The 13,505-nt window shown below is 55.9% G+C and carries 13 protein-coding genes; 1 reads left to right on the forward strand and 12 read right to left on the reverse strand.

Annotation, left to right across the window (positions count from 1 at the left end):
- Nucleotides 1-6: 6 nt before the first annotated feature.
- The 7 genes from ACIQ3A_RS00560 to ACIQ3A_RS00590 all read right to left on the reverse strand — a co-directional run bounded on the left by ACIQ3A_RS00560 (nt 7) and on the right by ACIQ3A_RS00590 (nt 7,061).
- Complete coding sequence (locus ACIQ3A_RS00560) at nt 7-720, reverse strand: ABC transporter ATP-binding protein (protein WP_396429793.1); 714 nt, start codon at nt 718-720, stop codon at nt 7-9.
- The gene (locus ACIQ3A_RS00565; protein ID WP_396429794.1) at nt 717-1,484 is read right to left on the reverse strand and encodes an ABC transporter ATP-binding protein; all 768 of its coding nucleotides are present in this window, start codon (nt 1,482-1,484) and stop codon (nt 717-719) included. The genes ACIQ3A_RS00560 and ACIQ3A_RS00565 overlap by 4 nt, the downstream gene beginning before the upstream one ends.
- Complete coding sequence (locus ACIQ3A_RS00570; protein WP_396429795.1) at nt 1,481-2,461, reverse strand: branched-chain amino acid ABC transporter permease; 981 nt, start codon at nt 2,459-2,461, stop codon at nt 1,481-1,483. The genes ACIQ3A_RS00565 and ACIQ3A_RS00570 overlap by 4 nt, the downstream gene beginning before the upstream one ends.
- On the reverse strand, nt 2,458-3,330 hold the full coding sequence (locus tag ACIQ3A_RS00575; protein WP_396429796.1) for a branched-chain amino acid ABC transporter permease: 873 nt from the start codon (nt 3,328-3,330) through the stop codon (nt 2,458-2,460). Before ACIQ3A_RS00575 ends, ACIQ3A_RS00570 begins: the two co-directional genes overlap by 4 nt.
- A gap of 16 nt (nt 3,331-3,346) precedes the next feature.
- The gene (locus tag ACIQ3A_RS00580; RefSeq protein WP_396429797.1) at nt 3,347-4,549 is read right to left on the reverse strand and encodes an ABC transporter substrate-binding protein; all 1,203 of its coding nucleotides are present in this window, start codon (nt 4,547-4,549) and stop codon (nt 3,347-3,349) included.
- Between the two features lie 21 nt (nt 4,550-4,570).
- On the reverse strand, nt 4,571-5,374 hold the full coding sequence (locus ACIQ3A_RS00585; protein ID WP_396429828.1) for a GntR family transcriptional regulator: 804 nt from the start codon (nt 5,372-5,374) through the stop codon (nt 4,571-4,573).
- A 127-nt stretch (nt 5,375-5,501) separates the two neighbouring features.
- On the reverse strand, nt 5,502-7,061 hold the full coding sequence (locus ACIQ3A_RS00590) for an acyl-CoA synthetase (RefSeq protein WP_396429798.1): 1,560 nt from the start codon (nt 7,059-7,061) through the stop codon (nt 5,502-5,504).
- Between the two features lie 60 nt (nt 7,062-7,121).
- Here ACIQ3A_RS00590 and ACIQ3A_RS00595 point away from each other — a divergent pair, with 60 nt between their 5' ends.
- Nucleotides 7,122-7,703, forward strand: a complete 582-nt coding sequence (locus ACIQ3A_RS00595; protein WP_396429799.1) for a DUF2889 domain-containing protein — start codon at nt 7,122-7,124, stop codon at nt 7,701-7,703.
- On the opposite strand, the gene glk is transcribed toward ACIQ3A_RS00595, so the two are convergent.
- From glk to ACIQ3A_RS00620, 5 genes are all read right to left on the reverse strand, one after another.
- The gene (gene glk / locus ACIQ3A_RS00600) at nt 7,700-8,686 is read right to left on the reverse strand and encodes a glucokinase (protein WP_396429800.1); all 987 of its coding nucleotides are present in this window, start codon (nt 8,684-8,686) and stop codon (nt 7,700-7,702) included. The genes ACIQ3A_RS00595 and glk overlap by 4 nt on opposite strands.
- A 106-nt stretch (nt 8,687-8,792) precedes the next feature.
- Entirely contained in the window at nt 8,793-9,803 is a 1,011-nt protein-coding gene (locus ACIQ3A_RS00605; protein ID WP_396429801.1) for a LacI family DNA-binding transcriptional regulator, read from the reverse strand.
- Between the two features lie 92 nt (nt 9,804-9,895).
- Nucleotides 9,896-10,780 (reverse strand): family 16 glycosylhydrolase, encoded by an 885-nt coding sequence (locus ACIQ3A_RS00610; protein WP_396429802.1) that lies wholly within the window; start codon nt 10,778-10,780, stop codon nt 9,896-9,898.
- A gap of 31 nt (nt 10,781-10,811) precedes the next feature.
- Nucleotides 10,812-12,110 carry a hypothetical protein gene (locus ACIQ3A_RS00615; RefSeq protein WP_396429803.1) on the reverse strand — a complete coding sequence of 433 codons (1,299 nt, stop codon included), beginning with the start codon at nt 12,108-12,110 and terminating at the stop codon, nt 10,812-10,814.
- A 1-nt stretch (nt 12,111) separates the two neighbouring features.
- Nucleotides 12,112-13,497, reverse strand: a complete 1,386-nt coding sequence (locus ACIQ3A_RS00620) for a hypothetical protein (RefSeq protein ID WP_396429804.1) — start codon at nt 13,495-13,497, stop codon at nt 12,112-12,114.
- Between the last annotated feature and the right edge of the window lie 8 nt (nt 13,498-13,505).

A 13,505-nucleotide genomic window follows, 5' to 3' on the forward strand; every position in this document is an offset into this window, starting at 1 on the left:
AGGGCATCACATGCCCAGATAAGCCTGCCTGAGCGTGTCACTTGAGAGCAATTCGGTCGGGGTACCAGCGAAACGGATCTGCCCGTTTTCCATCACATAGGCCCGATCGGCGATGTCCAGCGACTGGCCTACGTTTTGCTCCACCAGCAAAACCGCCAGGCCGCTGTTGCGCAATTGCGAGATCAGGCCAAACATTTCCTCCACCAGCAATGGCGACAAGCCAAGAGAGGGTTCATCCAGAATCAGCAAGCGTGGCTCGGACATCAAGCCACGGCCAATGGCCAGCATCTGTTGCTCGCCACCGCTGAGCGTGCCAGCCAGTTGGGTCACCCGTTCCTTCAGGCGCGGGAAGGTCTCGTACACCTTATCGAGGTTGCGAGCGCGATGCTCACGCCCCCTTTTAAAAGCGCCCAGCTCCAGGTTTTCGTGCACGCTGAGATTGGGAAACACCTTGCGGCCTTCAGGCACCTGGATCAAGCCGTGCAAGACCACCTTCTGGTAATGCATGCCCGTGATGTCTTGCCCGTCAAACTGGACCCGTCCGGCCCGCGTGTTCACAAGACCACTCAAGGTCAGGTTGAGCGTGGTCTTGCCTGCCCCGTTGCTGCCCAAAAGGGCCACCGTTTCACCGGACATGACGTGCAGATCCACACCGCGCAAGACTTCGACAGCACCATAGCCCGACTTGAGGCCTTGCACATCCAAAAGAGGGCTGTTCATGCTTGCGCCTCTGCCTGCCGAATGGCGCTCTTTTGCAGCCGCTCGGCTGTGCCGTGGCCCAGATAGGCCTCGACCACCGCCTTGTTGCGGGTCACTTCGGCCGGACTGCCTTGGGCGATCAGCTGCCCCTGCGCCAGCACCCAGACCTCTTGCGCCAGGCTCATCACGGCTTGCATCACATGCTCGATCATCAGCACCGTGACGCCACTTTGGGCGATGCCTTGAACCACCGGAATCATCTCGGCAATTTCCTGCGGGTTCAAACCCGCCAGGACCTCGTCCAGCAACAACAGGCGTGGCCGCGTGGCCAGGGCTCGCGCCAATTCGAGGCGCTTGCGGCCAGCCACCGTCAGATCACTGGCGAGCTTGTCGAGTTGCGAGGTCAGGCCCACTTGCTGCGCCACCGACTCCGCCTGTTCCAGCGCCTGCGCGCGTCGCGGCAGGTGAAGATGGGCCCCAACCGCGATGTTTTCTCGCACGGTTTGCGCCGCAAAAGGCTGCACGATTTGAAAGGTGCGGGTCAGGCCCATGTGCGCGTTCAGGTGCGGAGGCTGGCCAGTGATGTCTTGTCCGTCAAACTCAACCCTTCCGGTATCCGGCATGAGAAAACCAGACATGAGCGCGAACAAGGTGGTCTTGCCTGCGCCATTGGGACCGATCAGAGCGCTCAGGCGACCTTCGGTCACTGACAGGCTGACGTTTTGAACCGCCTTGAGACCGCCAAAGGATTTGCCCACGCCGTCGATTTTGAGCAGCATGCTCATGGTTTCTCTCCGTCTGACGGCTTGTTGCCACGCCACCACTGCTGTGGCGTGATGCTGCCCAAACCGGCGATGCCGCGCGGCAGGAACATCACGATCAAGATCAGCACCGAGCCATAAATCACCATGTTGATGCCTGGCAACTGGCCGAATAAATTACGTGTGAGATCGGCCAGGATGTGCAGGCTGATGGCCCCTAACAGCGGCCCCCACAGCGTGCCCAGCCCGCCAACAATGGCCCCCACCAGGGCCTCAACCGAGGTGTGAGAGCCAAAGGCGATCCCTGGATCGATGTACTGGAAAACCTGCACATAAAAAGCCCCACCTGCGCCCATGAGGCCGCCAGACAGGATGGTGGCCACCAGCTTGATGGTGAAAGGGTTCACACCAATGGCACGTGCGGCATCTTCGTTGTCGCGCACGGCTTGCAGGTAGGCGCCAAAGCGCGAGTGGCGCAGCCAGGCGGTGATGCTCAGCGCCAGCGTGACCAGGCCCAGCATGAGCCAGATGAATCCGGCACGGCTGCCAAACTGCATGTTGGCGGCCGACTCTTTGAGCGGCAGCATCAGGCCGACACCCGCACCAGTGAAAGGCACCGATGTGGCCACAATGCGGAACACCTCGGCGAAAGCCAGCGTGACCAACGCAAAATAAGAGCCCTTCAGGCCATAGCGGAAAGAGGTGGCACCGACAAAGGCACCCACACCCGCCGCAAACGCCATGGCCAGTGGCAAGGCGACCCAGGGGCTCAAGCCCCACTGCATTTGCGCAATGGCCTGAACATAAGCCCCCGTGCCAAAAAACAGCGCATGTCCAAAGGAAAACTGCCCGCCAAAACCACCCAGCACGTTCCAGGCTTGCGAGAGCAAACAAGCGTAAAGGGCTGTCATGACAAAATTGAGCACCACACCCGACTGGGTGAAAAACGGCACCGCAGCCACCAGCAGCACAAACAGCGTGATATTGCGAATGTCTTTCATGCTTTTGCTCCAAACAGGCCTTGCGGCCTGAACAAGAGCACCACAATAAAAATCACAAAAATGCCCACCTGACCCAGCGACTCACCGAGCAGCAAACCACCCAGCGACTCCACCACGCCAATGAGCAAGCCGCCGAGCAAGGCACCCGCAAAACTGCCCATGCCACCCAGCACCACAATGGTGAAGGCCACCAGCACAAAGCCATTGCCCACCTGCGGGTTGACGTAATAAGCGGGCATCAGAAAACAGGCCGCAGCCCCCAGGCTGGCCAGGCCCAAACCGAAACACATGGCATACACATGGTCCACATCGATGCCCATCAGGCGAGCCCCCTGCTTTTCCCTGGATACGGCGCGTATCGCACGACCCAAATCGGTTTTTTGCACGATAAACAGCATCACGGCAGACACCGCCAAGGCACCGCCAAACGCCACCAGCTTGGGCAAGGCAATGAATGCCGGGCCGATCTCGACCGTGCTCAGTGTGTAGGCGGTTTCAATGCTGCGGGTGTCGGATTTGAAAAACAGCAAAGCCAGGTTTTCCAGCACGATGGACACGCCGAGCGTAACCAACAGGATGTTTTCGTCCTTGCCGTGGCTGGCGCGGTTGATCACGCCACGTTGCAGCGCGTAGCCCAGCACGAACATGGCGGGCACCATGATGGGCAGGGCCAGGTAGGGATCGACCCCGAGCTTTTCCTTGAGCATGTAAACGCCATACAGCGCCACCATCAAGGCCGCGCCGTGCGCGAAATTGATGATGTGCAGCACGCCATAAATGAGCGTGAGGCCCAGTGCGATCAATGCATAGACGGCACCGGTGGTGATGCCATTGAGCAAAGAAGGAAACAGGATGTTCAGGTCCAGCATCGGGGTGCCCTGGCGCTTAGCTATTGAGCGGGAACACGGGCTCTACTTCGCGGTAATCGCGGGGCACGATCACCTTGATGTCACCTTTGTAGACCTGTGTCATCAAAGGCTGCGCCCCCATGTTCTGGCCGTTGACGAACTGGGTCGGGCCGTAGGGCATGATGTGGTTGGCAAATTTGCTGGAGGCCAGCGCGTCGATGATGGCAGCGCGGTCCGGTGACTTGGCGCGATCGATCGCATCGGCCAGCAGCATCATGGCGGTGTAGGTCATGAACACTTCGTAGCTGAAGAACTGACCTTGCGCTTCGACCCGTTTTTTCAGTTCGGCCGAACGCTTGTCCTTGGGGTTGAACCAATGGTTGCAGTCAATGATGCCGTTGGCCGCTTCCGGAAACTCCTTGACGAACTTGTAGCTCGAAGCTGCACCGCCGAGCACCGAATAAATGGCTTTGGGCGTGATCTTTTGCTGCTGCAAGGTGCGCACCAGCAAAGCGTATTCGTTGTAGTAGTTGGCTGGGATCAGGATGTCGGGGTTGACCTGCTTGATGCGCAACGCAATGTTGTTGAAGTCACGCGTCGGGTTGGCGTGCTTGATGATTTCCTTGACCTCGTAACCGTATCCAGGGAGTTCCTTGGCCAACAGGTTGGCGGTGCCGGTGCCAAAAAGTGATTCTTCGTGCACGATCATCACAGTGCGTGCGGGCTTGCCTGCGGCCGTGTTCAGGGCATGCAGGCTGGCCACCGCCACTTCGGCGCATTTCTTGTAGCCCGGGCCAAAGCGGAAGGTGTTTTTCAAGCCGCGCTCGACGATCTGATCGGCCACGCCTACATCCACCACATGGGGCAGGTTGTATTTGGCTGCCGCTTGCGTAGTCGCCAGGCAGATGGCCGAGGCAAAAGCGCCCACTACGGCACTCACACCGGCTTCGTTCATCTTTTCGATTTCGGCTGTTCCGGCCTGCGGGCTGGACTGCGCATCGCCCAGCATGGCTTCAATCTTGGCACCCCCCAAAGACTTGATGCCACCCGCCTTGTTGATGTCCTCAATGGCCATCAAAGCGCCCATGCGGCATTGCTGGCCCGAATAGGCCAAGGCACCAGTCACAGGGTGCAAGACACCAACTTTGACAGGCTTGGGCTGGGCTCCACCCACCATAGGGAATGCGATGGCAGAAGCCGCAACAGCGGACTGGCCCATGAAATGGCGACGTGTGGTCATAAGATCATCCTTGGTTGAAAGTCAATGAAAGTTTGCGGACAACTCCTGGCTTACCCACACCTTGGCATCAATGCTGCCAACGCGGGATAACTGCATCTGGTATTCGTACCGGTCCGGGCGGTACAAGCCATGCAACCATTGAACGGGACGCTCGTCCTCGTCGTAAATCAAACGCCGCACCGCCAACAAGGCCGATCCGACGGACACATCCAGATGCTGCGCGATGCCCACATCGGCCAAACGGGCCGAAATGGTCTGCTCGGCCCGACCCACCTTGACGCCCGACTCTTCGAGCAAGACCAAAATGGGTTTTTGCGATAGCTCACGTATGCCAAATCCTGCAGAAATATCATCGGGCACCCACGTGGTGATGTGCGACAGCGGACCATCCTGTGTGCTGCGCACGCGCTCGGCTTTTTGGACCAGCGCACCACTTGGCAACTTTAGCGCAGCGGCCACATCCATCGGGGCACGCATGTGCTCGACCGACAGCACCTTGACTTGGGTGCGCATGCCCATCGTGACCAAATTTTCGAGCAATCCTGTCAGTCGGGCTTGCTGAGCGTTGGCCACGGTCGAAGCCTGCATGTGCATGTCTTGGACACGTGCAATCACGGGCCTGGTGCCGCGCCCAGGTTCGCGATGAATCAAGCCTTCTTGTGCCAGTTGCGACAAGGCCCTTCGCACCGTGACACGGGCCACACCAAACTGCCCCATCAAGGCCAACTCGCCCGGCAAACCTGCATCAAAACGGCCTTCACGCAATTGCTCGCGCAGCAACAGATAGATCTGATGGTATTTGGGCAGAGGCAGGTTGGCTTCCATTTCCGTCATCGTGGAACAGCCCTATTGTTCTGTCAATAGGACATTCTTGTCTTATTGATAGGACATTTATTCAGGGATTTCCCTGATCCAGCACGCTCTTGCTGTTGCTGAAAGTCCTGCCGAACGATCAGGCATAACGCAAACGCAGATCGCGCTTGAGCAGTTTGCCGCTCGGGTTTTTAGGCAGCGTCTCGGTGAAGACCACCCGTTTGGGACACTTGAATCCGGCCATGTGCTGGTTGCAATGCGCGATCACAGTGGCCTCATCCAGGGCTTGCCCGGCCTTGATCACAATCACCGCTGTTACGGCCTCGACCCATTTGGGGTCGGGCAGGCCAACCACCGCCACTTCACTGACCTGAGGCAGGCGGTAAATCATCTCTTCCACCTCGCGGCTGGCCACGTTTTCGCCGCCGGACTTGATCATGTCCTTCTTGCGGTCGACCACGGTGATGTAGCCCTCGTCGTCAATGATGCCCAGATCCCCGCTGTGGAACCAGTCGCCCTCAAAGGCGGCTCGGGTGCGCTCGTCGTCATGAAAATAACCCAGCATCAGGTGCGGAGAACGGTGCACGATCTCGCCCACCTCACCCACAGCCACATCCTGCATGTCGTCGTTCACCACCCGGGTCTCGACGTTGCGCACCGCCTTGCCGCACGAGCCGGGTTTGCGCAACTGGTCTTCGGGCCCGAGCAAGGTGGCCAGCGGCGCGATTTCGGTTTGGCCATACAAGTTCCACAAGCGCACTTTGGGCAAACGGGCAGCCAGCTCTTTCAGCACCTCCACCGGCATGATGGACGCGCCGTAATAGCCCTTGGCCAAGCGGGCCAGCTTGGCCGGGTCCAGCAAGGGCGAACGCAGCAGCGCAATCCACACGGTGGGCGGCGCAAAAAAACTGGTAATGCCGAACTTTTCGATCATCGGCAACAGGTTGTCGGGCGTGGGCTTGGCCGTGATCACGTTGGTGCTGCCCATGTAAATGGCCGGGCCAAAAAACACATCGAGCTGAGCGCAGTGGTACAGCGGCAGCGCGTGCAAGGCGACATCGGCCTCGGCAATCTCGGCATCGATCACGCAGCTGACGTATTGCCACAGCACCGCATCGTGCGTGAGCTGGGCACCCTTGGGTGACGATTCAGTGCCGCTGGTGTAGACGATCTGTGCCACGTCGTAACTGCCCAGCTGCAGATCGGGCAGCGCATCGGTGCAGGCGGCCAGGGTGTCAAAACTGTGCATGCCCGCGACGGGCTGGCTTGGGTCTTCAGACGGCAGCCAGATGAACTGCTGAACCTGCGTGTCCAGCTTGGCAGCGGCCTGCGCCAGCTCGGCCAGCCCGCTGTCGGTGGCCAGGGTTTGGGCGCCGGCATGGCGCAAGATAAACGCCACCTCTTCGGCTTTGAGCATGAAGTTGATCGGCACCATGACCGCACCCCGCCGGGCCAGCGCGAAACGCAGCGCGGCAAAGCCATGCGAATTGCGGGCCAGCACCGCCACTTTGTCCCCTTCGGCCACGCCCAAGGACGCCAAGCCTGCCGCCAAACGTGACACCAATGCATCGAACTGGGCATACGTCCAGGTGGTGGCCCCGCACACGATGCCTGTTTTGGCAGGCAAGCGAATCGCAGTGCGGCGCAGGGCATCGGCAATGGTCTGGCGGCGAACGGCGGGGTGAATGGGCTGCGACATGTTGAACTCTCCTGCATCGATATGATCGGAGCATTGAACACCAGACCCGCGAGATTTCCATTGGCACTTCCACCCCCCTCACCCCGAAAACTGTCACATACGCGCACAGTGGTCTACCAAGGCTACGACCGTGAAGACGGCCTGTGGGACATCGAAGCCGAATTGACAGACGTTAAAACCTACGGTTTTAAAGTACCCAACGAGCGCCCCTTTCCAGCCCAGCAGCCCATTCATGGCCTGAAAATTCGTGTGACCCTGAACAACCAAATGGTCATTCAGGACCTCGCTACTTCCATGGACGACATTCCCCACCCCGAATGCGCAGGTGCACCCCACGGCATGCACAAACTGATCGGCTGCACCATGGGCCCGGGCTGGCGCAAAGTCATCAACGAACACGTGGGCGGCACACAAGGTTGCACCCACTTGCGCGAAATGCTGTCCAACATGGCGACCGCCGCCTACCAGACCTTGCCGTCCGGCCAATGGCACCGCCGCGAACGGGCGGGCCTGCCCCAACCCGCCGTCACCAAAGCGCCATTCCATTTGGGCCAATGCCACAGCTGGGCTTATGACAGCCCGACGGTGCAAAGGGCTTATCCGATGTTTTTCAAACCCAAACCACTAGAACACACTGATTAAGGCCGCAAGGGCGTCACGCCCAATGCCATAGCGCAACCGATCAATGCCGGTTGGTGAGCGCGAATGACATAGGTGGGAATGCGTTTCATGTAACTTTCAAAGCGACCCTTGGCTTCAAAAGCAGCGCGAAAACCAGACTGAGCAAAGTAATCGCCCAAGTGGTCCACCACGCCCCCACCGATGTATATGCCGCCACGAGCACCCAGTGTCAGCGCCAAATTGGCAGCGGTGTTACCCAGAAAACGGCACAGGCAAACCAACGCCTCTTCGCACGCCACATCGCTAGCAGCCAATCCGCGTTGAGTCACTTGCGCAACCTCCAGTGGCTCAGGGTCGGTCCCATTCAGCAGGCAGATGGCGCGGTATAAATTCAGCAGACCCATGCCCGAAACAGCCCGTTCGGCTGAAACATGCGTATGCTGCCGCCACAGCACTCGCAAAATGTCTGCATCACGTTCACAAGTGGGCGACAGGCTCACGTGGCCACCCTCTCCGGCAATGGGCACCCAGTCGCCACGGCGGGAGCGAACCAACGAGGACACCCCCAAGCCTGTGCCTGGCCCTATCAAACCTTTGGGCGCATCGGGCACTGGCTCACCTGGACCTATTTGCGCCAAATCACGAACGCTCAATGCGGGTGCCGCCATGGCCACGGCTTCCCAATCATTGAGCATGAGAAGACTGTCCAAACCCAAAGCCTGTCGAGTCGCCTCCACCGAAAACTGCCAATGGTTATTGGTCATGGTCAGCACATCACCATCAATGGGATTGGCGATGGCGACGCAAGCACGGCGAATGACTGGCTGACCTGCTTCTTGAAGATATGCCTGTGCTGCCGCCAGCAGATCTGGGTAGTCGCCCGTAGACAAGATACGCTCTTGAACGATGGGTTCATGCTCACCATGCACCAAAGCAAATCGGGCATTGGTTCCGCCAATGTCACCCAGCAACACAGTAGAACCACCCATTTGGACAAAGTCCATCATCCAATCCTCGTTGGTTTAAAAATAAGCAGGTTCAATCGGCAAAAATGCAAACCCACAGATCGCATGAGGGCCTGTCGAGCGCTCCACCGAAAATGTCAGCGGCTCAACGTCTGTGAATTCTTGTCGATTCCCGAATCACCAACTCGGCTTCAATCAACCTGGCCGGTGGCTTGACCTTGTTCAACAAATCAAACATGGCTTTGGCAGCCGAAGTCCCGATTTCGTAAACCGATTGCCTGACCGACGTCAGGGGCGGCAGCGTGAATGCGGAGTGCGGTAGATCATCAAAGCCGATCAGCGACACATCTTCAGGGACACGCAAACCTGCTCGGTGCAAAGCCAAACGGGCACCATAGGCCATTTGGTCATTGGCCACCAAGACGGCCGTAAATTGAACCCGCTGGTCCAGCAAACTGTTCATGGCCCGAAAGCCGCCCGCCTCTTGGTAGTCGCTGTAAACCACGAGCAGCTCATCGGTCTCCATGTCCCGAATAAGCAACTCGGACCGATACCCTTCAAGCCTTTGCATGGCATCAGGATGGTCCAAGGGTCCTGAAATGAAGGCCACTCGGCGATGCCCCAGCGCATGCAAATGCCTGACCGCAAGGCATGCACCCTCGGTGTTGTCAAAGTCGATGCTGAACAAGTTGGGGGCTGTTAATTGACGCCCCGTGACCACAACAGGCACCCTAGAGGCCATGTCCACCAAGGTGTCATCTGACAGCTTGCCAGTCAGGACAATGATCCCGTCCACTTTGCGTTCTTGCAACATGAACAACCGGTTTTTTTCTTCGGCCTCGTTCCAATGGCCACTGACAAACAAGGGCACGTAATTGGCCTTGTGCAACTCGTCTTCGATCCCACGCAGTGCTTCCCCGTAGTAGGGGCTGTCGATGAACTGAGTGAGAACGCCAATGCTCATGGTGCGCCCACCCGCCAGACTTCTGGCCGCAGGGTCTGGGCGAAAGCCTAACTCTTCAATCACGGCCTTGACCAGGGCCTGCTTTTCCTCGCTCACTTGCGCAGTGCCATTCAGAATGCGTGACACCGTGCTGGGCGAGACACCCGCACGCTCGGCCACCATGGTGAGCGTGGCGCGAGTTTTGACTGCCATCTGCTTTGATGGTGCAGTCTGTAAAGTGGCACGGTTTGATGAAATGCTCATGCGGTTCTGATTTTTTATTATAAAAATCAGATTATGGGGGACTATGGTGTTTGCCAAACCTTGATGTAGTCAACCTGCAGCGTCATCGCGGGTAAGGTGCTCAAGGACACGTCACCGCCTAAATTTCCGCCAATAGCCACATTCAGCAAAAGATATGCCGGTTGGTCAAAAGGCCATTTGTCTGTGCTGGCATTGCTGGGCTTTTTATATGAAAAAGTCGGGACATCGTCCACGCCAATAAGAATTTCATTGGCTGTCCAGTGCAGCTGAAATCGATGGAATTCGCTGCAAATATTGTCAACATCACTTTTGGCAAATCGTGCGTTCCCACCGTTTCTGAGTGTTGTGTGAACTGCAGATTGGACTTGATTTGGCCCCTCATTAGGGACATCTGTAAGCCACTTGCCAAACCACTCCATGATGTCAATTTCGCCTCTTGCGGGCCAATCTCCGTTTCTACCCATCATCCAAATCGCAGGCCATGCACCCCCCACACACGGGATCTTGGCACTGATTTCGTAAAAACCATAGGGTGTTGAGTTCAGGGCGTTGTAGTAAGCAGGGGTATCGGTCTTGATGCGCGCTGAGGTCGCCAACAAACCCAACCCTGAAGGCGCACCTGAAGGAACGCCTTGCACAGGCTGGATGGTCAACACCCCGTTGTTGACAGTCACGTTGGCCGAGTCGCTGGTGTAGTACTGCTTCTCACTGTTACCCCAAACCGTTCCACCCAACAAAGGCGCACCCAAGTCATAGGCCCAAGCCGACCCTGGAGCACCCTTTTTGGTGAATTCGTCAGACCACTTCAGGACATAACTGTCAAGCTTCGACAGGGTCAGGGCCGGCGTGATCGGGCCGGCGTCACCACCGCCACCGCCACCGCCACCGCCACCGCCACCGCCACCGCACGCCGCCAAGGCTGCCATCAAAACCATTGCACAAACGCCCTTGAGCACTTTAGAAGGTGTAGACCAGGCCTACTCCCATCCAATTGCCAGACTTGGCAACTCGCGAATCCACACCTGTGAATGCTGCATGACCCGGCATGCTCAGGGGGGCCAAGCCCTTCTTGCCAAAATTGACCATGCCCGCAAAACTGTAAACTGAAAAGCCGGGTTGGATTTCGTAACCCACACCGACCGTGTTGAGCAGCATGGTATTGGATTGGCCACGTTCAACCGGGTTTTTGGTGCTGGCTTTGCCCAGGTAAACCATGCCCGTGTTGACGTTCCATTTAGGGGCGAAACGGTAAACTGCACCCAAACTGACGTCAGTGGAACTGGCGCTGTAGGCCTTGCCGGCAGAATCTACCCCATCCACGTTGAACATGTTGTTCCACAAGGCGTTTGGAGCCACGTAGCCTGTAACTACCGCTTTGCTCCCACTCCAGCGGTTATGGCGAACACCCGCAAATAGATCTGTCTTCGAATTGAGTTGGTAACGCGCCATCAACATAACAATGGATTGTTTGTTGCTATCCACGATATTGCCCTCAAAGGGCTCTGAAGTTGTCACACCAATGAAGGGACCATGTCCCCAAGAAATGGCTTGTCCGTTTTTGGCGGATTGCGCCACGGCATCAATCATCCAAGGGCCTTTGACATACTTTGCAAATAACTCATAAAAAGCCGGCTGGCGAACCTTAGCTTTCGAATCACCTCCATCGTAAGTTGCCTCAAGATACAGATCGCCTCCTGCGACATCCATCAACGGCGAGCCGTACCGAACAGCCCGTGTCAACAGTCCGTAACCAGCGCCACTCGAAGCCCACGGGTCAGATATCCCGATATTGGTGCCGTAAGGGTAGTCAGCCACGCTCCAGCTTCGGGTAGGAAAAGCACCGACTTGTACGAGTCCATAATCTTCATGCGACAAAGTTCCATTCGCCTCGTACCAGACGCCTGGTATATCAACACGACCATCGCGCCAGCGTTGACTTAATAGTCCTTTTATTTTGACACCCTGTCCCAAATCAAATTCTTTTGTAGATATATAGGGCTGGAAAAGTGTCACAGATCCATCTTTATCGCCATAACTGACGCCAAGAGATGTTGCGTCAGCCCACGGGCGCTGCCGGTCTTCTCCTTGATAAAACTGGCAATTTGAGCACCGATTACTGGACCGACTGTATTCGGCTTTAGCAAAGCCGGTAATAGTTAATGGACCCAAGTCAATTGCATAACTAGTTGTAGCAGTTACATTTAAAGCTACAAAAAGCGCACTTGAAAATATTTTTAATTTCATTTTCTTCTCCATTTTAAGGCTCAAAACTAATCGTGCCGAGATTTATGGCATTCCATGCAGAAACTGAATTTTTATTGGCCTCGTAAATTCTAACCCGAACAGTTTTCAGAGGCCTTGAAATAAATTCAGCCATACTATTAACAATATTGCCACAACTTTCGGTTATTATGAAAGATTTTAGCGATAGTTGAAAGCTTGCGTCAGCTTGGTTGACAATGACATAGTCTTCTCTAATTGCGGGCGCAGTCAGTACTGATGTTGATTTGGCTTGCGGTATGCATCCATTTATCGCCATCGATTCCAAAATAGGCGTAAATGTAGGCGACCCGGCCACCTCATTACTACTCCATGCTTTGATATTTATTTTCCCCATTCCAGTAATATCAAAACCACCAGGCTCCATTACCCAACTTCCCATAAAACCACCAGGAAATGGTATTGAGGTATTCCACCAGAATCCGGCACCGTTTGGAGAATCAGCGCCTGCAACACCAATATTTCCACTCCAATACCAAGGGTCACCTGTTGATTTTTCTTCACCCCAAATTCCGGTCAAAGTATTGGAATTGCCTTGCTTATAAACTTGCAAAGACTCAATCCAATTTGGCTCTTGTTGATAGGCTGAAGCAAATACACGCTGTCTTACTGCACTCGCACCCGTATTGACCAAGGAGTTTAGTTCGGCCACCAATAAAGGTGCTGACGAATTAAAGGCAGTATTCGCATAACTACTGAGTCCAGCCACAATAGATCGCACATTTTCAGAGCCATTAACTTGGTTAGTTTGAATTACACCCGCTATTAGTCTAGCGACATTGTGTGTTTTGACATTCGCCTCAGCCACATAATCTATATCCACTTTGAACTGTGCATCTGAGATACCGAGATTCGTTTTGACGGATGCAATGGCTTGCGCCCATGTCCCGCTTTGGTCTTTGTACGACAACGCCAAAGTCGTTAAAGGCGTAACCACTGTCAAATTTGCTGGTGCAGTGAGCTGATAGGCGGCACCAACTGCAATGCCCGTATCTTCATCAATTGCTGTTGCTGGCACGTTTGCAATCAACCTGACGGTACTCAGATCTAAATTGCTTGGGGGGTTGAGACTGAACGCACCGCCTGGACCCGAAGTTGCCGTCGGCTCATTGGCATCACAAGTTTTGTTGTTGTTGACATCAAGACAAACAACAGCACCAAGAAGGTAGCCATCAATTACCTTGCCTGTCAAAGCGACACCATTTACACCACCCCCACCGCAAGCAGAAAGCAAAGTTACCGCCACCATCATGGCGACATACCCCCCGCTCGTTCTTGCTGAAATCCCCATGACTATCTCCTTGTTAAAAATAACCGCTTTGAAAAGCATGAAAGCGCTTTCTGAAATCGCTTTCATTTTCATGCTTTACT

The sequence above is a fragment of the Limnohabitans sp. genome (assembly GCF_044361985.1).
Taxonomy (GTDB): Bacteria; Pseudomonadota; Gammaproteobacteria; order Burkholderiales; family Burkholderiaceae_C; genus Limnohabitans_A.